General features: G+C 53.6%; 12 protein-coding genes. 8 read left to right on the top strand and 4 right to left on the bottom strand.

Annotation, left to right across the window (positions count from 1 at the left end):
- The 3 genes from AC6T8Q_RS06170 to AC6T8Q_RS06180 all read left to right on the top strand — a co-directional run bounded on the left by AC6T8Q_RS06170 (position 1) and on the right by AC6T8Q_RS06180 (position 3,500).
- A complete protein-coding gene (locus AC6T8Q_RS06170) occupies positions 1 to 1,998 on the top strand; it encodes an alkaline phosphatase family protein (RefSeq protein ID WP_500678231.1) in 1,998 nt (665 codons plus the stop codon).
- Positions 1,999 to 2,131: 133 nt separating this feature from the next.
- A complete protein-coding gene (locus AC6T8Q_RS06175; RefSeq protein WP_500678232.1) occupies positions 2,132 to 3,232 on the top strand; it encodes a DUF1559 family PulG-like putative transporter in 1,101 nt (366 codons plus the stop codon).
- A gap of 97 nt (positions 3,233 to 3,329) precedes the next feature.
- Complete coding sequence (locus tag AC6T8Q_RS06180) at positions 3,330 to 3,500, top strand: hypothetical protein (protein ID WP_500678233.1); 171 nt, start codon at positions 3,330 to 3,332, stop codon at positions 3,498 to 3,500.
- Between the two features lie 2 nt (positions 3,501 to 3,502).
- Here AC6T8Q_RS06180 and AC6T8Q_RS06185 read toward each other — a convergent pair whose 3' ends face one another.
- Positions 3,503 to 4,069, bottom strand: a complete 567-nt coding sequence (locus tag AC6T8Q_RS06185; RefSeq protein ID WP_500678234.1) for a sulfotransferase — start codon at positions 4,067 to 4,069, stop codon at positions 3,503 to 3,505.
- Between the two features lie 104 nt (positions 4,070 to 4,173).
- The gene (locus AC6T8Q_RS06190; RefSeq protein ID WP_500678235.1) at positions 4,174 to 8,919 is read right to left on the bottom strand and encodes a S8 family serine peptidase; all 4,746 of its coding nucleotides are present in this window, start codon (positions 8,917 to 8,919) and stop codon (positions 4,174 to 4,176) included.
- Between the two features lie 1,137 nt (positions 8,920 to 10,056).
- On the opposite strand from AC6T8Q_RS06190, the gene AC6T8Q_RS06195 reads away from it, so the two are divergent.
- The 5 genes from AC6T8Q_RS06195 to AC6T8Q_RS06215 all read left to right on the top strand — a co-directional run bounded on the left by AC6T8Q_RS06195 (position 10,057) and on the right by AC6T8Q_RS06215 (position 19,811).
- Positions 10,057 to 11,202, top strand: coding sequence for a hypothetical protein (locus AC6T8Q_RS06195; protein ID WP_500678236.1), 1,146 nt, complete (start codon positions 10,057 to 10,059; stop codon positions 11,200 to 11,202).
- A 308-nt stretch (positions 11,203 to 11,510) separates the two neighbouring features.
- Positions 11,511 to 16,709 (top strand): choice-of-anchor Q domain-containing protein, encoded by a 5,199-nt coding sequence (locus tag AC6T8Q_RS06200; protein ID WP_500678237.1) that lies wholly within the window; start codon positions 11,511 to 11,513, stop codon positions 16,707 to 16,709.
- Between the two features lie 198 nt (positions 16,710 to 16,907).
- Positions 16,908 to 18,284, top strand: coding sequence for a GTPase HflX (gene hflX, locus AC6T8Q_RS06205; protein ID WP_500678238.1), 1,377 nt, complete (start codon positions 16,908 to 16,910; stop codon positions 18,282 to 18,284).
- Between the two features lie 8 nt (positions 18,285 to 18,292).
- The gene (locus AC6T8Q_RS06210; RefSeq protein WP_500678239.1) at positions 18,293 to 19,081 is read left to right on the top strand and encodes an SDR family NAD(P)-dependent oxidoreductase; all 789 of its coding nucleotides are present in this window, start codon (positions 18,293 to 18,295) and stop codon (positions 19,079 to 19,081) included.
- Positions 19,074 to 19,811: an RluA family pseudouridine synthase gene (locus tag AC6T8Q_RS06215; RefSeq protein ID WP_500678240.1), complete on the top strand. Its 738-nt coding sequence runs from the start codon at positions 19,074 to 19,076 to the stop codon at positions 19,809 to 19,811. The genes AC6T8Q_RS06210 and AC6T8Q_RS06215 overlap by 8 nt, the downstream gene beginning before the upstream one ends.
- Before the next feature lie 2 nt (positions 19,812 to 19,813).
- Here the strand turns inward: AC6T8Q_RS06215 and AC6T8Q_RS06220 are convergent, their stop codons facing one another.
- Entirely contained in the window at positions 19,814 to 21,337 is a 1,524-nt protein-coding gene (locus tag AC6T8Q_RS06220) for a hypothetical protein (protein WP_500678241.1), read from the bottom strand.
- Complete coding sequence (locus AC6T8Q_RS06225) at positions 21,334 to 22,344, bottom strand: glycosyltransferase family 2 protein (RefSeq protein ID WP_500678242.1); 1,011 nt, start codon at positions 22,342 to 22,344, stop codon at positions 21,334 to 21,336. Before AC6T8Q_RS06225 ends, AC6T8Q_RS06220 begins: the two co-directional genes overlap by 4 nt.
- Positions 22,345 to 22,488: the final 144 nt, after the last annotated feature.

Below are 22,488 nucleotides of genomic sequence, written 5' to 3' on the forward strand. Positions count from 1 at the left end.
ATGGGAATTAGCCGAAGCCTTACCGAGAAATCACCCAAGCGAGTCTTGTTGGTAGGTTGGGATAGTGCCGATTGGCAAATGATCCAACCCCTTATCGAGCAGGGGTTGATGCCGACGACCGCTAAGTTTCTCCAGGATGGTGCTTGGGGAAATCTGGCCACGACGCGGCCGATCCTGTCGCCGATGCTGTGGAACACCATCGCCACGGGTAAGCGGCCCGTGCATCACGGCGTGTTTGGATTTACCGAGCCGAACCCCGAAGGGACGGGCGTGCGGCCCGTTTCCAGCACGACCCGCAAGTGCAAAGCGTTGTGGAATGTTCTGTCGCAGTCAGGTCTGAAGTCGAATGTCGTTGGTTGGTACGCGTCGCATCCCGCGGAACCGATTAACGGCGTGATGGTCTCGAATCAGTTCGAGCAATACAAAGAAACGGATGGCCAAGTTTCACCTCTTCCAAGCCAGTGCATTCATCCTGCTAAGATGGCGGAGGAACTTGCCGAGTTTCGTGTGCTACCGAGCGAGATCGACGCAGGAGCGATTTTGCCCTTCGTGCCTCGTGCAGGGGAGCTATTGAAACAGGAGAAACATCGTTTGGGTCAGTTGCAGCATATGCTTGCCCAAACCGCGACGATTCACTCAGTCACGACTCATTTGATGACCAACACGGATTGGGATTTCACAGCGGTCTACTATGAAGGAATTGATCGTTTTGGCCATGTCTTTATGGAGTTCCATCCCCCCAAGATGGAGCAGGTGTCCCAGGAGGACTTCGAAGTCTACCAACAGTGCATGGTTGGCATCTATCGGTTTCACGACATGCTGCTGGAAACACTTTTGAATTTGGCTGGCGAAGAGACCGCCGTGATTCTGATGTCGGATCATGGTTACTACAACGATCATTTGCGGCCCGATCCGCGCGAGGGCAAAACGGGCCCCGTCGAATGGCATCGGCCGTTTGGGATTTTCGCGGCAAAGGGTCCCACAGTGAAACAAGGCAGCCGGCTCTATGGCGCCAGCATTCTGGATGTAACACCCACGGTTTTGCAGCTACTTGGACTACCTGCGGCCCACGACATGCCCGGACGTGTGTTGGCGGAAATTTTGGATGGCGAGAAGCCGTTGGGGCGGATCGAAAGTTGGGAAGAGATCGACGGTCCATCGGGAATGCATCCCGCGGACCTGCGGTATGATGCCACGGAATCGCAAGCCATGCTCGAACAATTGGTTGCGCTAGGATATGTCGAGGCTCCTTCCGAGGACGTTGAGAAAACAATTCGTGACACGGTCGCTTCGAATCAGTTCAACTTGATTCAATCGTTGATCGATGCTCGTAACTATCCCTTGGCGATGACCGAATTTGAAAAACTTGACTCTTCTTTAAAGGCGGCGCCTCCGGCCCAAATACTCTTGGCGTCGTGCCATCTCGCTTTGGAGGACAAGTCAGCCGCTCGTGAAATTTTGGAAACTTTGGAGAAATCAAATTCTGAATCACCGCGCATCCACATGATGTTGGGCGCGCTGGAGTTTGCCGACGGTCATCCCGAGGAGGCTCTCAAGCATTTGGGTCTGGTAGAACAGGCCGAACCGCGTCTCCCCGGCTTGCATACGAAACTCGGTGACGTTTATCTTGATACCCGACGCTACGATCAGGCGATCACGGCTTTTGAAAAAGCCTTGGCCATTGATGCCGACAGTCCGATGGCCTATGCCGGTCTGGCACAGGCCAAGTTTAAAAAAGGGGAAGTGCAGGCCGCCTTGGATGATGCCTTGGTTGCGGCTGAGTTGGTGCATCATTTCCCGCGAGTGCATTTGACGATCGGCGAGGCGCTCAATGCCTTGGGCGATTATTACGGGGCGGTAGAGGCCTTGGAGCTATGCATTAAACAGGCTCCGAAGATGAAGCGGGCCCACGAGGCACTTGCTACGGCCTATCGAAATCTGGGGCAAACAGACAAAGCGATGGCAGCGGAACTCAAAGCCCAGGGGATGCTGGCCTAAAAGCTTGCGCTAACCGTAAAGTCTTAGGAAGATTGACTTTAGAACCAAAATCGATAATCTTAAAATGAGGCCGACGAAGGCGGATCGTTGGCCTAGGAATGTTGTTCCCATCCACCAATGCGAGCTACAAGCTATGCGGACTCTATCCATGCCCTCGTACCGTCGCCATATTCATAGCCGAGCTTTTACTCTCGTCGAACTACTTGTTGTGATCGCCATTATTGGCGTGTTGGTAGCTCTCTTGTTGCCAGCCGTTCAAGCGGCACGGGAATCGGCCCGTCGAAGTGCTTGCGGAAATAACTTGCGTCAGATTGGCTTGGCTTCTTTGAACTTTGAGTCAGCGAACGATCGGCTGCCGCCTGGCTATTTGGCGGGTAACAACTGGAATTTCCCCAACCGTCCTAATGATTCAACTGGCAATCATCAAATGACGGGCGTCTTCACTTTTATCCTACCTTACCTTGAGGCGGCCAATGTTGCCGACATGTTTGGGCAGGAGATCAAACTAGGCGTTGATACTCGCGATTTTTCTTATTTCAACGAGAGTCCATCCAAGCCGATTTCATGGGCCGCTGCTCAAGCTCGCCTTTCAACGCTCTTGTGTCCTAGCATGATTCCAGGGTTGCCCTCGGTCAGTATCAACCTCATGAACTATGGAATTCTTTCAGGAGGCTATCCTGTCGTAGAATTCAGCACGATTAATCGAACACCGGAAGAGATGCAACTCGGTCTGACTCACTATCAAGGTATCCCAGGGATATGGGGACCTGCTGGACCTTACGATTACTATACTTCGACGGGACCCCGGAAGAACGACGAATTACTCGGTGTGTTTGGGATTCGCTCGAAAACCCGTTTGGGACAGGTGACCGATGGTACTTCACAAACACTTATGTTTGGCGAGGCACCAGGAAGCGTGGTGACTAATGTCGAAGAAAAACTTACAGATGAATCTAAAGCTGTTGTGAGTGGTTTCACTCGGGGCAACGCATGGGCCGGCTTTGGAACATTGCCGACGCTAATCGGTCTTGATGTGGCCTATGAGAACGGTAAACCCAAGGGTTCCAGCTATGAAACGAAATGGGGCTACTATGGTTCGTTGCATGGCGATATTGTGCAATTCTGCTTTGTTGATGGGTCCGTTCATTCGTTTACGAAGAGTATGGATACCGACATACTCCATGCATTGTCGACAATGCAGGCACAAGAAGTTGTCTCCACCGATCAGCTGTAGTTGATTTAGGGCTTGTTTTCATCACGATAGCTAAAGGTTTCCCGTGCAAAAGTCGCTCTCTGTGGATTCAGCACCAGCTTCCTGGAAATCAGTATTCATGCTGATACTGTGTTTTGCCCTGGGCTGTGGCTCGGAACAGAAAGTTGAGCTGCCTGAGAACCCAACCGCCCCGCCGAAAGGGGCCTCTTTGATCACCAGTGGTGGTGCGACAACTCCAGGCGAGCCAAATGAAGGCCAACAGCAACAGCGGCCGCGGCAAGAACAATAAGATTATTTGCCGCGATTGCGATACAAGCTCGGGTCAACCGCCGCGGCCATTTTTTCTGGGGCCAGATCGAGCCCCAAAAATTCTTTAAGCTTTTGAGCCGATGCCAGTGGATCGGCCACGACCTGGGCGTATTCCAGTTTCAACACGCGAATATGGGGCTGAGTTTCTAGCCAACCATCCAACTTGGCCAGATGATTCTGAAACGCCGAGCGCATCATCTCGTGGGCGGCACCTTTGCGGCCTGAGCGGGCCAGCATTTTGTCTTGCGAGGTCAGTACTTCGTCTATGTCGCGCTGCATGAAAACGACCGCGTAACGCTCGGTGGCCGGAAGATCGAACAAGAGCTGCGAGATGATCTTTACCACTTTACCACGGGCATCGGGCAGCCAACCGGTCTCCTGCTTCATTTTCTTGACCGGTTCGAACTCGTAGTACCCCGCCGGATTGTCTTCGTCGGCAACACGCTCGTGATCCGTAACGGTCTCCAGGCCCCCTTTGTGCAGCATCTGCATCATCAGCGACGTACCGGAGCGGGGCAGACCAGAGACGACTATGATTTCAGGAGTCATGGCGGGGCAATCTCGGATTGAAAACAAAACATCATTACAAAAGAAAACCCGGGGAGTGCAATCCCCGGGTTTTCGTAATTATCAGAAACCAGCGGCAATCCCGTTTAGAATTGGAGCCAATCGTTTCCTTCAAAGGCCAAGGCGAACGCTTCGTCCTCTTCGCTTTCGGCTTCTTCATCGCTCAAGTAGGCAGCCGAGGAAGAACGGCTGCTATCACGGATAGCAACACCGAGATTGATCAAATCATCGGAGCTGGCAAAGACGGAATCCAGTTCGTCGACTGCAGTCTCAGAGTCTTCGGAAGAAGAGTCATCGTCGGCAGCAAAGAGCAGATCGAAGTTGGGTGCCGATTGGCCGGGGCCGACAAGCGTTGACGACGCTGCTGAAGCTTCGGTAACACTTGTGAGGCTTTCATCGTTGTACGTGTCGATGATCAACAAGGCCTCGACCAAGGTCCCTTCCTCAGCAAGTTCTTCGCTATCGGCAATCACGGCAGCCACTTGATCGGAGAAGCTGCTCTCGACGGACGTGAAGGAGGCCACTTCCTCGTCGGAATCTCCACCAGTCAAAGCGGAAAAGCTTCCTGCCGAAGTGCCATAGAAATTACGCCACAGCACCAAGTCGGCATAACCTACGACACCGTCGCTGTTGGCATCGCCTTGAGCTGGGGTCGCATTGGTTGCTCCGTGGTTACGCTGCCATGTGAGGAAGTCTCGGCCATCAATATCGCCGTCTTCATCGAAGTCGGGACCATGCTCAATGACGGCCGGCAACGCACTGGGGTCTTTGGCCAGAATGTAATCCTCGACTTCGCCGATCACAGCCGCGCCGGTCGGGCTGTTGATGCCGTATTCTCCGTAGCGGAAACGGGCATAAACATTGCCCGAGGTGATGTTAGCTGGAATCTGGAAGTACACGTCATTGGCACCAGGCTGCAGGGCCACGTTGGAAATGACTTTCTCGGAAGCCTGGAAGACATTGTCACCATTGAAATCGATCCAACCTTGGAGGTTGCCACCATGACGGCTGGCAACAGCGACTAAGTGACCTGTCGTACCAGGAATCAATGGGTCGACAAGAATGCCGTCCTCGTCGCCACCAACAAGATCATCGCCATTGGCATTGGCCGAAGGTTGGCCATTGGGTTCGACGTCGATCTTGGCACCCAGATAATAAGCGCTCTTGCCATGACGGGCACCGTTCTCGGCCAACGTCGTAATGCCGTAGGCCGCGGGCAGGTCGCCGAAGTCCAAGTTCGAGGTGGCGGGGTTCGATCCCAAGCCCACGCCGAATTCCGTTTGCGAAACCGTCCCGCCACCGGCCAGTGTGACGATTCGTGGTACACCGGGACCAGGGTTGATCGACAACAAAGGTGCTACGGGCACGGCACGAACACGGTGTACGCCGGGAGCGACGTTGGCAAAGATGTACGCACCATTGGCATTTGTGATTGTCGTGGCTTCGTTGACTTCGCGAGTGCCATTGTTGTTAGTATCGATGAAGACTTGTAAGCCCGAGACACCCAATTCGGTCGCCTGACGGCTGCTATTATTGTTGACGTCTTCATACACAACACCCATCAAGTAACCGGCATTGGTTGAACCGTCGCCGACGCTCGCCCCGAGTGGCGGAGTCAATTCAAAGTCAACATTGGTGAACACATCACCCGGTTCAACAAACAGCGGAGAGAAACCTTCCGCAGGGTCACCGAATGACCAGTTGACCGGAGCGACCACGCCGACATTCATAACTGTCGAAATAGTATTTGGTACAACCAAATTGTATTGGCCATTGATGTTGGTGGTGACAACGATTTCGCCGGCATCCAAAACGCCGTTGCGATTGACGTCGGCAAAGACTTTGACGCCCGGCACGGCTACGTCGTTACCATTGAAAACGCCATCGCTGTTGAAGTCGGCGTTAATAACACCACTGAACTCGACCTGTGGCAACGCGGGTTGGCCGGGATCCAGCAGGAAGTTAATGCCCGACATACCATAGGTCACGGCAGCGCCGGAACCATCTAGGAAGGCTTCAGGTACACCGTTGGCATCAACAGGAACTTCTAGATCGGTCGTGCGATTCCAAACTTGAAAATGTTCGGGGGTGATTCGCCACTGGGTTTGATAGTCCTTCATGAATCCCGACGGGGTATCGGTATCAGTGAGAGCCACCCGTCCCAGTGGATCCTGAATCTCAATGATGTAGTCATCGGGCACGAGATCGAAGTAAAAATTGCCATCGGCCCCGGTGACGAATTGATCGACGATAGCTCCGTCGCTTACTCGGCGAGCAATCACAGTGATGTTTTCACCCATCGATTCGTGATCGACGTCGATCACGTTGATGACTTCCCCAAGTCGATTGGTAGTCAAATCACCATCGAGATCGTCTGTTTGCGAAATCACACGGCTATAATTGAATGCATCGTCACGATTGTCGTCGATGCCAATCAAACCGGAGATGCGTTCTGTGTTGGCCTGAATCGGACTGCCATGCCAAGCGACTTCCAAGCTGGCGATGCTTAAGTCAGCGATCCCATAGTTCTCGAAGTGAAGTTGCCAACCTTGAGCCAGAAGATCGCCCAAGTTACTGGGCACGCCGTTATACAGGGTTCCGTTGGCGCCCGTATAAGGCAATCCGGTCGTCGGATCAATTACCAAGGCATTGTCCGAACGTTCCCCCCAAATGCGATTGGTCGAGAACGTAAAACTATTCGTCCCGTTATCAATTGAGCCTGCGTCTCCAAAATCTGTCGGGTTAGACGAAACACCATTCAATCCATTCGCGTTTAAGCCTGGATTGATGCCAGGTGCGGCTTGATGAAAGAAACCATCGCCCGAATAAGCACCATCGACAAAGTAATGGTTAAGTTCGGAATGGGTACCAGTGGGCGACACTAACACCATGCGAACATTGTCCATGAAGTCAGCCATCGTTCCTGTACCTAGGGTGACAGTGATCTCGACGGAATTCACAGTCATATTGTTTGTGTCAGGTACCGTCAGTTCGATTGGCTCACCACGGGCGGGAAATGTCTGGGTGAAATCAGGATCGTCTGCGTAAAACTCGGCCCAGTAGGAGCTAAAACCAGTAGCGCCACCAAGTCCGCCAGGGATAATCAAATCGCGTGTACCATCACCAAATACGTCAGGTATAACTTCGGCTCCCGGCAGATTATTCACCGATGGCACGTTGATGGCAGTTGTAAACGTCAGTTCATTGGGAAGATGTTGATTCTTTGTCGACCACTGCTGAGCAAGGTTCACAGCCAACTCGGCATCGACTACGCCGTGAGCGAAACCAATTTGCTCGCGGTCGGTGCCACGGCCTTGGCTGACCGTATAGCCCGCACCATTGGTCAAGACTTGTGGGGTTGGGGTGTAGTGAGCACCTGACCCACCATAAGTCAAAAGGGGATTTAGCGTGGGATAGGCAATCTGCAATCCATTATCAATCAATGGATCGTAGATGTCGGGATCATGAAACAAAGGAACTTGATTTATGATCCAGGTGTTTTGATATTCGACACCCAGAGCAATATCGACACCGTTCGCTTGGGTCGAAAACTCAGCATTCTGTCGGGCGGACCGAACAAGGATTTCTTGAACGTCACGCCAACTCAGGTTCGGGTTTGCCTCAAGCATGAGGGCAATCACGCCGGACACGATCGGAGTACTTGCCGAAGTACCATTGAATCGTGACGTGTAATTAGTGTCTGCCAGAAAATCTCGATCATCAATGAATCCGGTTTCATTGTAGCCATCCTGGCCTGTCATGTCGGTCGTCCAAATGCCGCTGCCAACGCCTGTATCGAGACTTACATTGAGTGCCACCGATCCCGTGGGAGCAGCCACAAGTACGCTGGCTCCTGCCTCCATATAACCCGTTACGGTACCGTCTATATTGTTGTATTGCCCGTCGTGATCGACGCCGGTGACACTAATGACGTATCGCGAATTCTGCCAACCATCATAGGAAGCTGAATCCAAATCCTTACCACCGTTTCCAGCGGCCCAAACGTGAATCACACCTAATCCGTCACGACCAAAGAAGATAGAATCCCGCAACGCGAGGGTTTCGTCGGCTGTAGGACCAGCCAATCCACGATTATCGGCTGGCCCCCAACTGTTGTTAACGATATCGATGCCATTCTCCATGGCGTAGCGAATTCCATCTGCAATAGCATCGATTGATGAGCCCGCAAATGACATGGGAACGAGCGTAGCCCCCGGGGCCACGCCTGTGCCGCCTTGGCCATTGCTGGAGAGAGCAGCAATTAAACCAGCAACCGCCGTCCCGTGAGCTTCAGCGGAGCCTCCACCATATCCGAGTAGCTCGTCGAGATTCCCAGCCAAATCGGGATGGTTCGTTTGGAAACTACCACCGGGTTCGAAAACGCCTACGATTACACCGTTCCCATAAATGTCTTGATTCCAGACACCTGCAACGTTGATGTCTTCGCCTGCGGTGGCAAAAATCGCTTGGAAGTCGGGGTTACCGACTTGTTGACCTGAGTTGATCAAATGCCATTGATTGTTGAGCAAAGGGTCGGTGGGAATAGATCGAGGGCCATAGGTGGTTGCTGAAGTCGACTGCAACAGAGCACGGTAGAGCTCCTGCTGCAGGATTGCTGCCTGACCTTCAGGAGTTGCGCTCGAGTAGGACTGCGTTTCGTACGAATAGGATTGCGAATCTGCTAGCCACGGATTCGCCGACATGACCTGGCGCTCTTCCAAGGTCTCGAAGCCGAGTTCTTTCTTTCGGCGGCGGCTCACCCCTTCGGGGCGGCGCTCTTTGCGTTTAGCTGCGACATGTGGTTGCGAATCACGATTGGAGAAAAATGGCATCTTTATGCTTCCCGATTAAGAAATAAACCCCTAGCGAGGTTGCCTGCTGTTCTGTTCTCTTTACTCAAATCTCTGACGTTTCCCTAACATCCTGATGTTTTCGCGCAACGACGGTCGCTATCGCTCGGCGCAGACATTCTCCGCGTGTGAGCGAGGATTCGCTGAATTCGTGTGCACTGGCGGAGGGGAGATCCGACGACTGCTTCTAAGTAACGCTGACGTTCGTAGTTGCTGAAGTTCGTACCCCTCGTATTCCAGATAGCTCTGTACAGAGGGAAAAGTTCGTTCCGGTTGGTGGGGCTAGCTCTTTCCATGCCCTGAATGGAACTCTCCTAGGATTCTGGCAAACCCCAGGAGATAGCTAGCGTTCGTTTGAGTCGCGACTGGCCTGCCGGAATTTCCTGACCTTGGCTCCGGCGTCGTTTACTCAATCACTCATGTTAGTTAGGTCTGCTGTCGTCGTCAAACTTCTTGCACACCCTTTGACCCCGAGAAGCGGCAAATTTTGGCGAAATCAAAACGGACGACCCCAACATGTCCTGAGAGCAAGCAAGCTCTAAGTATAAGGACGTTTTTGCCAGCAGTTGTCACACGCGATAAGGCAAAATTTTCCGATTATTTTGTTTTGCCTCAATAAGCCGGCGGCCCTTGTAAACGCTTATTGGACAACACCATACGGGCGGTAAGCCTGCAATGTACTGTCGTTAAGTCGAGTTCTCGAAACTGTTCGATTCCATAAAAAGTGCGGCTTGTAACGAAAAGTCTGATTATTCCGGTCTGACCGGTCCGATAAATCCTAGCAATCGGACTGTTTTGCGATGCGCCGTCAAAGCCCGCCGTCCAAAAAAGTCTGCTCGAACCAAAAAAGACAATCTAGTGAATACACGCCGAGCAATAAACTCGGCCACTTTTCGCGGGCAAAACGCCGACAGATTGCGGTGTTTGCCGAGGAAGCCAAGGGGGGGATTCTCGATGAAATGCAGTAGAGTGAGTCGGCGACTCGTCGCCAGGCTGACACTGGGTGTGGCTGCGGTTTGGCCGGCTGTCCAACCGTGCTTGGCACAAAACGGATACATGTCGCCTGCTGTTGCTCAGTCGGGAGGTCAATTCCATCAAGCCTCTCAGATTCCAGCGCATATGGCCTCGCCCCTAGCGGGCGGACCAACCGCAGCCGTCGGAGGCGAGTTTGTCGACGTGCGCGGCAACTCAATCGTATTGCCGGCGAGCTATTGCGGACCGGCTGGCCCCGGTGGCTATTGCCCTCCGATGGGCGGAGGCATGGGAATGGGGGGAGCTTATGGTGACCCCATGGACATCGATTTCGGCGGATACAGCGAGGATCAAATTGGTCCCCACTACTATGACGTCACATTCGGGGCAGTATTTATTAATGCCGATTCGATCCTGGATGGTGTGGGCCCGTTGGCTTCGGTCACGGCAGGTCCCGCAGCACCCAGAATTTTGGATCCATCTGAGAGTCTCGATGGTTACGAGGCGGGTTGGCAAATTGGTTTTCGCTATGACTTAGGTCCGCTGTCGATCTTGGAAGCGACCTACATGGGAGTTTACGACATTGGCTTTACAAACACGGTTAACTCGGTGGATGTGACAACCAATCCTCCCAATCAGAATTTCCAGTTATTCACGGTCTTTTCCAATTTTGGTGTGCCTACACCGATCGACGGACTTGACGATGGTGCTACCTACACCTTGGGCTACAAATCGGACTTGCAGAGCACGGAACTGAGCTACCGCCGCTACTGGGTGGGGAACAATCCGCGTATCTCCGGCACTTATTTGCTCGGTTTTCGGTATTTGCGGCTGACCGAGGATCTGAATTTCGACACCGTGACATTGGCCGGTGATTCGGCCCTGTCGTGGGCGTCATCCAACGATGTATTGGGCTTCCAATTGGGTGGTGACGGTTGGATTGGCGTTCGCCAAGGCCTACGCATCGGCTGCGAGGGTAAGGCGGGCGTTTACAACAACCGCTGGGAATTCCAAGGAGATGGTAATTTCCCGGCCGTTGGGAACGCCCCCGCAGATTATTCCGTCCCCGCGGACGGCAATAAGGTGGCCTTTATTGGCGAGTTTGGAGTTAATATTGTGGGCGACATTCTGCCGAGTTGGTCGCTCAAGGGCGGTTACAACGCGATTTACATCGACAACCTCGCGTCGGTGGCCGGGAATATCGATACCACAAACTTCCTCCCCGCCACGATCACGGCCGAGAGTGATGCCCTGTACCACGGTTTCTCGGTGAGTACGGAGTACGTCTGGTAACACTCGCGTAAGAAAGTAACCACTTCTGGCATGTCCAAAGCCCTGGCGGGAAACCGTCCAGGGCTTTTTTTTGGCTACGCCTATTGGGGGCGTTGGCAAATTCTTTTCATTTTGTGGCTTTTTTGGACTGCACAGTTTTTGCCAATTCCCTCGTGTGCAATTACAATGAGGGCTGGATTTTTGGCTCCGACTGCCAGCCCGTCGTTTCTCACAGGGGCGAGAAATGATGTGCGCCCACCTCCCAACTAGGTCTAAAAATCCCAGACAGACAAGTCTGTCTGACATCTTATTTTTGAGGAACACCTGTAATGGCTCAAGGAAAACAGCGTCGCGGTCGTGCTGCGCGGTCAACTTTCAAGCAATCCACTTTGAAGACCATTTTGTCGCAGTCGAAGGGGGCGAAAGGCTCGTTCTCAAAGATGCTGCGCATGGAGCCGCTCGAAGACCGACGGATGTTGGCGACTTACGTGGTAAACAATCTCGGTGATCTCGATAACGATGGCAACGTCGTAGTCGGCTCGTTGCGCCAGGCGGTCCAGCTTTCCAATAGCACTCCCAATGTGAATGACACCATCGTTTTTGCCGATTTTCTCTTCACGAATCAGAGTACAGGCAGTTCCAGCCCTGGCGCGATCTTTTTGGATGGCAGGGCGAACGGTGGGGTACTGAACATAACCGACCAGGTCGCAATTCTTGGCCCGGGTGCTGGTGTTTTGTCCATCAATGGGACGGTAGGACAACGCGTCTTTAATATCAGTATCGACGCCGACAACCAGTACCGTGATGTTGTAATCGGCGGCATGACGATTTCAGGTGGGGCACTGTTGACCGGAGATGGTCGTGGCGGTGCTATTTTCACAACAGAGAATTTGCTTCTGATCGAAACTGAAATTAGTGGTAATTCCGCGGCCGATGGTGGCGGCGGCATCTATCAGCCGTTCGGTAGTCTTACCGTGCAAAACAGTTTGATCGTCAACAATACTTCGGGTGGTGGTGGTGGTGGCATCTTCGCGGGTAGCGAAGATGGCGAACTCGGCAGTTTGGTAACGATCACCAATTCCACGATCGCGCAGAACCTGACGACTAGCATTGTCGATCATCCCGGTTTCGGTGGCGGTATCTTTACTCGCCGTGGCACGGTCGATATCCAACACAGCACGATTACCGAGAACATCGCCTACCGCGGCGGTGGCGTTGCGACATATGGTCGTGCGGTGGATGAAGAAGATGCCCCGATACCGACGACAAATTTGACTCACACGATCGCATATGGGAACACCCGTCTTGCTGGACAAGATGAAGACTTGGCCGCCATCTACTTCGACATCGAAGGTGAGCCGCTGATTCCCGACCTCAACATTCTGGACTACAACCTTATTGGTACTGTTGGCGGTGGCACAGTGGCTGGCAGCAGCCCAGATGGAAATTTTTATCTTGTCATTTCCGCGCCGGAGGGCATTGCTTGGACAGATGCCAACGCGATTGCCAGTTCCGGGACCGGTCACCTGGCGACGATTACGAGTCCGGAAGAAAATCAGGTCGTCTTTGATTTAATTGACGATCAGCTTTTCTGGAAGCTTTTTGAGCCAGAAACTGACGACACGCGTCCGGCACAGAATATCGGTCCGTGGATTGGCGGTATTCAAGTTAACGAAGAGGACGGTCCCACTGAAGGCTGGGAATGGGTCCAGCCGGACGATCAGAGCCCGTTTGTTGGTATCTGGGATGCGGGCCAGCCTGATGATGGAGCCGCTACGAGTTCAGAAGACCCACCAGAATTAGCCGAAAATCGGTTGGCATTCCACGCGCCGGACGATACTCGCACTGCCACTTGGGGTGACTACGTCGATGATCCCGAGGACGAATTTAAGCCAATTGCTTTCGTGATTGAATACGATCAAGGTACGAACATATTTGGTATCGATCCAGAACTGCTTCCGTTGGATTACTACGGGGGGCCGACCCGAACCTACTATCCGAATTCCGATCCTAACAGTGAAGAATTCAGCGTAAGCCCCGCGATTGATGCAGGCAACGCTGATTTCTTACCAGAGCAATTTGAGGGAGTTTCTGATCAACGTGGCCGACACTTTGTTCGGGTCGCTGACGGTTTGGGTTTAGAAATAGACCGTATCGATATTGGTGCAGTTGAAGTGCAACGCGGCGTGTTTGTCGTTGATGCGCTAGAAGACGAGAATGACGGTCAATACACGCGGGTCTGGGATACGTTTCCGACCCCGGATGCTCTTGTGTTGCCCAATGGCACAAACGTGGAAGTGTATGACTACACAGTCGCCGGCGATTTCTCACTGCGAGAAGCGCTGGAGTTTGCAAATCTCAATCCAGAGCCAAGCACGATCCGATTTTCCCAACAACTGACACAGGCTGGGAGCAACACCGATCCTACTCCCTCCCCAGCAGCCACGATTCTGCTCAAACTGGGTCAAATATCGATTGATCAAGATGTGACCATCGAAGGACCCCAGTTCATTCTGGAAATCGATGCCACGGGTAATGACCCTACTCCCTCTTCGAACAATGGTGACGGTACGCGTGTTTTTCAGATCACGGCCAGCGTAGCAATCTCCAATCTGACGTTGATGGGGGGAGATCGTCAGGAACTAGGCGGGGGAATTCTGACCAGTGGTGATCTCGTTCTCAAAAACGTCACAGTGAAGGAAAACTCTTCGACTGCTTTTGGCGGTGCCATTGCCGTGCAGGCGGGGACGCTCTTTCTGGATTCCACAACGATCAACAACAATCGCTCCTCAAGCAGTGGCGGTGGCATCTATGTTATTAGTGGCGATGTCACGGTCGAGAATTCGACAATCTCAGGCAATACTGGCACTCTCCACGGTGGCGGTATTGCGAACGCCGGCGGTAATGTTGTCATTCAATACAGTACAATCACGCTAAATACCGCGGGTTCCACATTGGGAGGTGGCGTGGCGAGCTTCCGTAATGGAGCCGCCACCACGGAAATCCGCTCGAGCATTATTGCGGGCAATACTACTAACGATGTCCAGCATGTGCTCTCCGGCCCCAGTAATATTGTCTCCTTGGGTTACAACTTAATCGGCAACGGCAATGCCGTAACAGGGGGCGTCTTCTCGGCTGCGGGAGATCAGGTCAACAAGAATCCACTTCTCGCTCCATTGGTCAAACTCGGCGGACTCACCGCTGTGCACAGATTGCAGCCTGGCAGCCCGGCGATTGACGCTGGGGACCCTAACGCGAACGGCCTAGGCAGCGTGCCGGAGTTCGATCAGCGAGGTTTTCCTTTTAATCGCATTGAGGATGTTGCCAACGGTGGTCGCATCGACATCGGTGCCTATGAGGTTCAAACGGATGTTCTGTTGGTGGGTGACGGAAGTCCCGCAGAAGGAAGCTATTCAACATTCGTTGCTGCCCTTACGGATGCGAATTTAAATCCTTTACCGGAAACGATCGTCTTTCTCTTCACATGGGAAGGAGAGACTTTTCCAGGCGATGCTTTGAACATCACCAATTCGGTAAACATCGTGGGTCTTGGATCCACAGCGATGTATTTCACTGGAAATTCTTCGCTGACGGTGAACATTAATGATGGAAATAATGCCGAATTGAGCGACGTCCGAATCAGTGGTATTCGGTTTGAAAACAACACTCAGGTCATCAGCAAAGAAAACCTTACGTTTGACGACATGTTGTTTGTCAACAACGCTGCGACGACCAATGGTGGTGCGATCTCTCAACAGTTTGGCGATTTGCTTATCGAGAACAGCACGTTCATTGGCAATTCCTCAACCGGTACTGGTGGTGGCGGCGCGATTCACGTTTTGGATGGTAACCTGGAGATCAATAATTCGTTCCTGTCTGGAAATTCCACGACCACCTCAGCGGGCGGCAAGGGGGGCGCGATCTACATTAGAAATGGCAATTTTACCGCCGATTACCTGTACATTACTGGCAATCTCACGACGACCGGCATGGGCGACGGCGGTGGCATTTATGCCCGCAACGCCACGATGACGCTGACCAATTCGATTATCAGCGGCAATCGTAGCCAGGGTTCGACTGCCGAAGGCGGGGCGATATCACTCAGAGACAGTGAAGCCACGTTTATCGATACAACATTTGCGTTTAACATCACGACTGGCTCGCAAGCCAAGGGTGGGGCCATATTTATGAATGGTGGCAGCTTAACGATCGAAAGAGGGAATTTCTTTCAAAATGTTACTACTGGGCAATTCGCCTCGGGCGCTGCCATAGCCAGTGTTAACGCCGACGTTTCCGTCAATGGATTGGATCTAGCACAGAATTCGACCGCGGGTGCCGATGCCCATGGTGGAGCCATCTCGATTCAAGAAGGAAGCCTGTCGGTTGTTAACAGTTCTCTTCGAGACAACCACACGACTGGCGTACGAGCAGATGGTGGAGCCATTTATAGCAACACGAATTTGACAGGTAAGCAGACTACCGTCTTGAATTCCACGATTTCCGGCAACTCGACCCGTAGTTATGGCGGCGGTATTTATAACGCCGACGGTTTGACAGTGATCAAACATAGCACGATCACTGAGAACTCCGCGCCCTATTTTGGTTTCGGTGCTGGCGTGGCAACCTTCGGTAGCCAAGCAACGACACGAACTGACGTGGGTTCGTCGATCATTGCCGGCAACAAATCCAGCGTTGTGATGACAGGCAACCAAAACAGTGATGTGGACCGAGTTGGAGGAACCTTCCAGGACACATTCAATAGTTTGGGATACAACGTCATCGGTACAGGGTTAACGACCAAATTCACCAGTCCCGGAGACCAGTTCGGTGTGTTGGATCCAGGACTTGAGATACTAAGCCCCGTTTTGAATACTGACGGCACTACTGCTTGGATCCACGCACTCAAAGACGATAGCCCTGCTGTCGGTCGTGGTAACCCTGCTGCCGTGGCAGGACAGAACGGCGTACCGGAGTTTGATCAACGAGGTGAAAACCGTGTTAAGCAAGGCCGTATCGACGTGGGTGCCTATGAATCAGACTTCACGGGTGCCGCGTCAGGAGATTTTGACGGCAACAGTGTCATCAACGGTCGGGATTTCTTGGCTTGGCAGCGCGGGCAATCTCCCAGCCCTGGAAGCAACGGGGATCTTGCCAGTTGGCAATCCAATTATGGAACTGGCGGGGGTGCCCTTGTTGCTGCGTTGGTCGTAGAAGAATTCAGCGAGAGTGTCTCGGCGCCGCTTGTTGCGGAAGAAACTGCTAGCGAACCGTCGTTTGCTGCAAGCGAGCCAATTTTGACAGGCTGGATTTTACAAGCCCCAGTGTCAACCAAGCCTAGCGCCACGTTTACTGAAGCGGAAGTTGATGTTGCCTACTTGGCTGCGGGCAGTGAGCTGGATGATTACATCGTAGCTGCTGCGGATGACGATTTTGGAGACATCGTCACCAGCCGTTCTCTCGATGATGATTCTGACGAACTGTCGGCCGAGGATGCCGTGTTCGAACTGATCGGGGCGGGTGAGCTGTAAACCAATTCGGCCGAATCTGGCGAAATCACTAAAAAAGCACCGGACATCCGCCGTTACCCCGGCGAGGTGTTCGGTGCTATAATTGTTTATAGAGCCTGAGGGAGAGGAAGTTTTTTTCAGGCGAACCTTGGTTTGGCAGATGACTCCTCTTCTTCATCGCTCCCTAACTTTTAAGACCCTTGGAGATTTCCCAACCCGGTGAGTTCCATCGACCGCACAGCAGGAATTAGTAGTGAATCGGCCATTCTGGTCGGTGTTCAATTATCTAGCGACCGCACGCAAAACGGCATTCATACGAGTGATCCTTTAGACGAGCTAGCCGGCTTAGTCCAGACGGCTGGCGCGAAGGTTGTCGGTCGCATCACGCAGAAGCGGCCTTCGCCCGATCCAGCCACCTATATCGGCACAGGCAAGGTTGAAGAAATCAGACACTTCGTCGAAGTGCTTGAGGCCGATGTCGTGGTCTTTGACAACGATTTGTCGCCGGCGCAGATTCGTAATCTTGAAGAAGCGTTCAAGGTCAAGGTCTTAGACCGAACCGAGATTATCCTCGATATCTTTTCCGGTCGGGCCCAAACTCACGAAGCCCGTTTGGCTGTAGAGCTTGCGCAGCTTGAGTATTCGCTTCCCCGGCTGAAACGGATGTGGACCCACTTGTCGCGTATGAAGATGGGTGTGGGCATGCGTGGCCCTGGTGAAAAGCAGCTCGAAACCGACCGCCGGTTGGTGGAAAAGCGGATCAACGATCTCCGCAGCGAGCTTAAGAAAATTGAAGAGCGGAAAGAACGGGCCGTCGCGGCACGCAGCGATCGCATGACGGTTTCGCTCGTGGGCTATACGAATGCCGGTAAGAGTACGCTCATGAACCGGCTGACCGACGCCCACGTGTTGGCCGAGGACAAGTTATTTGCCACGCTCGACACGCGGACCCGCCGTTGGCAATTGCCGGGCTGGGGGCCTGTGCTGCTGAGCGATACGGTCGGATTTATTCGCGATTTGCCTCACCATTTGATCGCCAGCTTTAAGGCCACGCTCGAAGAAGCTCGGCAAGCGGATTTGCTGATTCATGTGGCCGATGCAAGCAATCCTGCGGCATTGGAGCAAATTCTGGCTGTTTACGATGTGTTGCATGAACTGGGTATTGACGAGAAAGACACGATTCTCGCGCTCAATAAAGTCGACCAAGTGACCGATCCAACGTCGATCGAAACGTTGCGTACCCGCTATCCCAGTGCCGTATTAATCAGCGCCGCGAGCGGCGAGGGAATATCCCGACTGTCCAACGCCGTGAGTGAATCGCTGAGCCGTGATTTTCTCGACCTGGAAATCCAAATGGATGCCAGCAACGGCAAGCTGCTTGCGTTTCTGGCCCAGTATGGCGAAGTTTTGAGCCGCACGTACGTCGAAAACCGTATCGTGGTGCATTGCCGGATTTCGCAGAAGTACTGGGGACGCATGCAGGACCAGCCGGATGTTCAGATTCGGCCGCATAAGAGTTCGAAGGTCCATGAGTACTCCGCGGCGACGGGCCGGCTGGAATCGCCACCTTCTGAATCAATCGACGAAGTGGCCTAAGCATTGCCATGGCTCGACGCGTCCTGGAAAACCGGCGAATTCTCTTGACCGGGGCGTCACGTGGCGTGGGGCGTGAGTTGGCCCTCCAACTAGCGCGTCGGCATGCCCGGCTATTGTTGGTCGCTCGCAGCGGCGAGGTGCTTCAGCCGTTGGTTGCTGAACTTCTGTCGGCAGGTGCCAAGAGTGCCGAGGCACTTATTGGCGATGTTACTCGTGCGGAATTTCGCGCGGAGATCATTGCTAAAGTGCAGGCCGAGTGGCAGGCGATTGACGTGCTGGTCAACAATGCGGGTGTGAGTGCCCACGGACATTTCGACGGCCATGATGAAGCGATTCTTCGGCAAATCATGGAAGTTAATTTTTATGCGCCCACGGAATTGACCCGGTTGTCGCTCCCTTTCTTGGCGCAAAGTGATGACGCACTCATTGTGAATCTCGGTTCGATCCTTGGTCACCGTGGGATGCCCTACAACAGCGAGTATTCGGCCAGCAAGTTTGCGCTCCGGGGCTGGAGTGAGGCCTTGCGTACGGAATTGCACGGGCGAGGAATTGACGTGCTGTTGGTGAGCCCTGGCACGATTGATACGGAATTCTTTAGCCATTTGCTCGCCACGAGCGATTCGTTACCTTGGGGCAAACAGAAGGGAATTTCACCCGCCGCGGCGGCTCGCCAGATTGTGCGAGCGATTGAGCTACGGCGGACGGAAATCTATCCCAACTGGCGCGGACGGCTGCTGGTGGCCGTCAATCGTTGGGCCCCGCGGCTTGTGGACCGCGTGATGAATCGTTTTGGCTGAGGGTGCCGTGTTGAATTCGCCGCCGTTAGAAATACTTTATGAGAATGGTCCGTGCCTGGTTGTGAACAAAGAGGCGGGGGTGCTCACGCAAGCTCCGCGCGGCATCGACAGCATGGAAGTGCGCGTCAAAAATTACTATCGCCAACAGGAAGGGAAGCCTGACGACGCGAATATCTATCTCGGCATCACTCACCGGATGGATCGACCCACCACGGGCGCTTTAATATTTGCACGGCACGTCCGGGCAGCACAACGAATTTGTGCCCAGTTCGCCGAACGCACGGTCAGCAAAATCTATTGGGCATTCTTTGAAGGTCACGTGACTCCGGACGAAGGAACTTGGACCGACTATCTGCACAAACGTCACGGCATACCTCAGCCAGAGATCGTCACGGCCGATCATCCCGCCGGCAAGCATGCGATTTTGCATTACCGCGTGCTGTGGCATTCGCCGCTGGGGAGTTGGCTCGAGATTGAGCTTGAGACCGGCCGCACACATCAAATACGTGCCCAAGCACGGGCGCGTGGCTATGCGCTGGTGGGGGATGAGGATTACGGCAGCAAGATCGCTTTTGGCGAACCGAAGGAAGACCCCCGCGAACGTCCGATCGCGCTTCATGCCCGCTCAATTGGGTTTCGGCACCCAATGACACAGGAACCGGTGAGTGTCGTCGCGCCGCTTTCTAAGGCGTGGGACAAGTTTGAATTGCCGCGGGAATTGATTGGCTAAAGCTAGTTCGCGATCCAGCCCAGCGATTCCATGCCGTTGTAAATCCAGGGATGCGTCCAGGGATTCCAGGTGGGGTAGCTTGCCGAAAACACGGAAATAGCGAGCAGCACAAGGCAAAGTGCCTTTCCGCCGCGGGATGTGCTGAGCTTGTCGACGGTTGGCAACATGGCCCACAACCACAACGGAGCAAACCAGAACATCCAGCGTAAGCCGCTGGTCATGCCGCCGTAGTTGCGATCTTCGAGTGGTCTGAGGGCAATGAAGAACGTCAGGCAAACGACGGTGAGAATCGCGATTCCCAGTGCGATTTGGCTCGTACTGCGTTCCCCGCCTCGCCACCACATGACCAGTCCTACCATGCTCAAAAGCCAAACCGGAGTGAGCGAAAACACGCCGTGATGGCCGAACAAACAATGCCAAGCATATTTGAGCTTTGATTCCTCGCCACGATCAATCCCTTGGCGATTGGCCCAGTAGCTTTTGATTTCGACTCCTTCGACCGTGTATTTGTATTGATACCAGTTTTCCTCGCCCTCTTCGGTTGTGCGGAAAGCGTAGGGAGGCGATAGCGTGCCGTGTGCGGCGTAGTTGGTGCCGAACACAGCGAGAGCAATAATGGCCGCAGGTGGCAAAAAACCGATCAACCAAGCACGGCGGTTTCGGGTCAACAGAGCCAACGCCACAAGGGCAAACATTGAAAGGGCGGGGAGCTCATTAGCGGCCGTGAACGCTGCCGCGATGCCGCAAACGGCGTAATCGTGGATGCGACTCGAGCCATCGCACCAAATCCGTGCAAAGCTTGCCAGGGAAACAGCGGCGAACACTGCAGCGATCGTGTGATTGTTGAGCACCACGGCAAATGTTCCAAGCATCGTGCCAAAGCATGCCGTGGCGACCAAGAAAATTCGTGCCCAATCGGTTTTACCAAAGCGTTCCGCCAGTTGAGCGACAATCACCAACATCCACGCTAACGGCAGCACATTCACCGTGAATAGCATGAATCTGCCAATCAAATAAGGATGCTCGGCGAGAGTCATGCCCGTGAGTTTATGAATCACCCAGTATTCACCGGCAAGCAGTGTAATTAGTAGCGGAGGCTTGCTGGAATAAATGTGTAGCTCGCCGTCATCACCCCGATGCTGGACCATGTCGATGGTGTTCCATACATCCCGATCGATGAGCGTATCAATTTCGAAGGTGCCTAATTCCACAAGGGCACGGATCGCCAGCCAGCGACTGCGGTCGTTGGCGCTCAAGAAGGGACGTTGCAACTGATGCTCAAGCTCGAGGCGTTCTCGCTGCGCTGCTAATTGCTTGGCATGTTCCTCATCGGAGAGATTCTTTAAACGGAGTTGCTCTTCGAATGTTTGTAACTCACGATTGACGACATGCCGCTCAAGATCAATGCGATTGATCGAATTGACCGACAACAAGCGGCCGGTCATATTCCCCACCGCGATGGCGATCAGGATTGCGTAAATTCCCCAACGCAATGACGTTTGAGCAGCGCTGCCTTGCGGGCTCATGATTCCGGGTTCTCGGTGGACTGAGAGATTTTTAAATGCTTTCCTAGCGTCGTTCGCTTCTCTGGTTCGGTGTGGGCTGCGATGGAATAGGCGTCGGTGTCGCGGGAGAGTAGGGCCGAGATCAGCTCAGCGACAAATCCCAGCGCCAAAAGTTGCGCCCCGATCAACAACAGCACGAGCGAATAATACAAAGCCGCGGTCTCATGCAGATGAATTGGCACATGACCGGGTAGTCGCGATACGCACCATAGAATGGCCAAATAGCCCATCCCGAGAATGCCAAGTGCCAGCGACGACAAAGCCGCCATCCCCAGCCAATGCTGCGGGCGTTGGTTAAAGCGGGTGATGAATCGCACGGTCAACAAATCAAGCAGCCCCTTGGGAATGCGTGACCAACCGTACTTGGATTCGCCAAAAAGTCGCGGGCGATGTTTCACCACGACTTCGCCGACGCGAAAGCCGCGGGCAGCAGCGAGCACGGGAACAAAGCGGTGCAGCTCGCCGTACAGACGCACTTCGTTGATAACGTCGCGGCGAAAACATTTGAGGCCGCAATTGTGATCGTGTAGACGAACGCCCGTCATCGCGCTCACAAGCTTATTGAATATTTTCGATGGCCAGATTTTGTGCCAAGGGTCATGGCGTTCACGTTTCCAGCCGTTCACCACGTCGAACCCTTCGTTGAGCCTCGCAATCAAGTTCGGGATCTCGGCCGGATCGTCCTGCAAGTCGGCATCCATCGTGATGATGATTTCTCCGACAGCTGCATCGAAACCGGCGCTCAGCGCGGCCGATTTGCCAAAATTTCGCCGGAAGCGAATACCTAACACTCGCTGATCCTGGCGTGCGAGTTTCTCGATGGTTTTCCAGGTGGCGTCGGTGGAACCATCATCCACAAAGATAATTTGCAGGTCATATTCCCGCGCAGCGGCCACTGCCGAGAGCTGTTCGTGCAGCTCTTCAAGGCAAGGAGCTTCGTTCAGGGTGGGGATAACGACGCTGATCATAGGGTCGGCTGATCATAGCTCGAATGGGGAGTGTTGGGCTCTCTCTCCAGAATAGCAGATCAGGGGGCATTCGCCAAAACGCTGATTTCCCCGGGGCCGCCTTCGGCAAGGAATCGTTGCCGCGAGCATTTCTTGTCTTTCACG

The organism is Bythopirellula sp. (assembly GCF_041737835.1).
In the GTDB taxonomy this organism is placed as follows: domain Bacteria; phylum Planctomycetota; class Planctomycetia; order Pirellulales; family Lacipirellulaceae; genus Bythopirellula.

Coding starts and splice junctions, on each gene's coding strand:
- AC6T8Q_RS06195 (WP_500678236.1), top strand. CDS start 10,057: ATGGCCTCGCCCCTAGCGGGCGGACCAACCGCAGCCGTCGGAGGCGAG.
- AC6T8Q_RS06225 (WP_500678242.1), bottom strand. CDS start 22,344: ATGATCAGCGTCGTTATCCCCACCCTGAACGAAGCTCCTTGCCTTGAA.
- AC6T8Q_RS06220 (WP_500678241.1), bottom strand. CDS start 21,337: ATGAGCCCGCAAGGCAGCGCTGCTCAAACGTCATTGCGTTGGGGAATT.
- AC6T8Q_RS06170 (WP_500678231.1), top strand. CDS start 1: ATGGGAATTAGCCGAAGCCTTACCGAGAAATCACCCAAGCGAGTCTTG.
- AC6T8Q_RS06185 (WP_500678234.1), bottom strand. CDS start 4,069: ATGACTCCTGAAATCATAGTCGTCTCTGGTCTGCCCCGCTCCGGTACG.
- AC6T8Q_RS06190 (WP_500678235.1), bottom strand. CDS start 8,919: ATGCCATTTTTCTCCAATCGTGATTCGCAACCACATGTCGCAGCTAAA.
- AC6T8Q_RS06210 (WP_500678239.1), top strand. CDS start 18,293: ATGGCTCGACGCGTCCTGGAAAACCGGCGAATTCTCTTGACCGGGGCG.
- AC6T8Q_RS06180 (WP_500678233.1), top strand. CDS start 3,330: ATGCTGATACTGTGTTTTGCCCTGGGCTGTGGCTCGGAACAGAAAGTT.
- AC6T8Q_RS06200 (WP_500678237.1), top strand. CDS start 11,511: ATGGCTCAAGGAAAACAGCGTCGCGGTCGTGCTGCGCGGTCAACTTTC.
- AC6T8Q_RS06175 (WP_500678232.1), top strand. CDS start 2,132: ATGCGGACTCTATCCATGCCCTCGTACCGTCGCCATATTCATAGCCGA.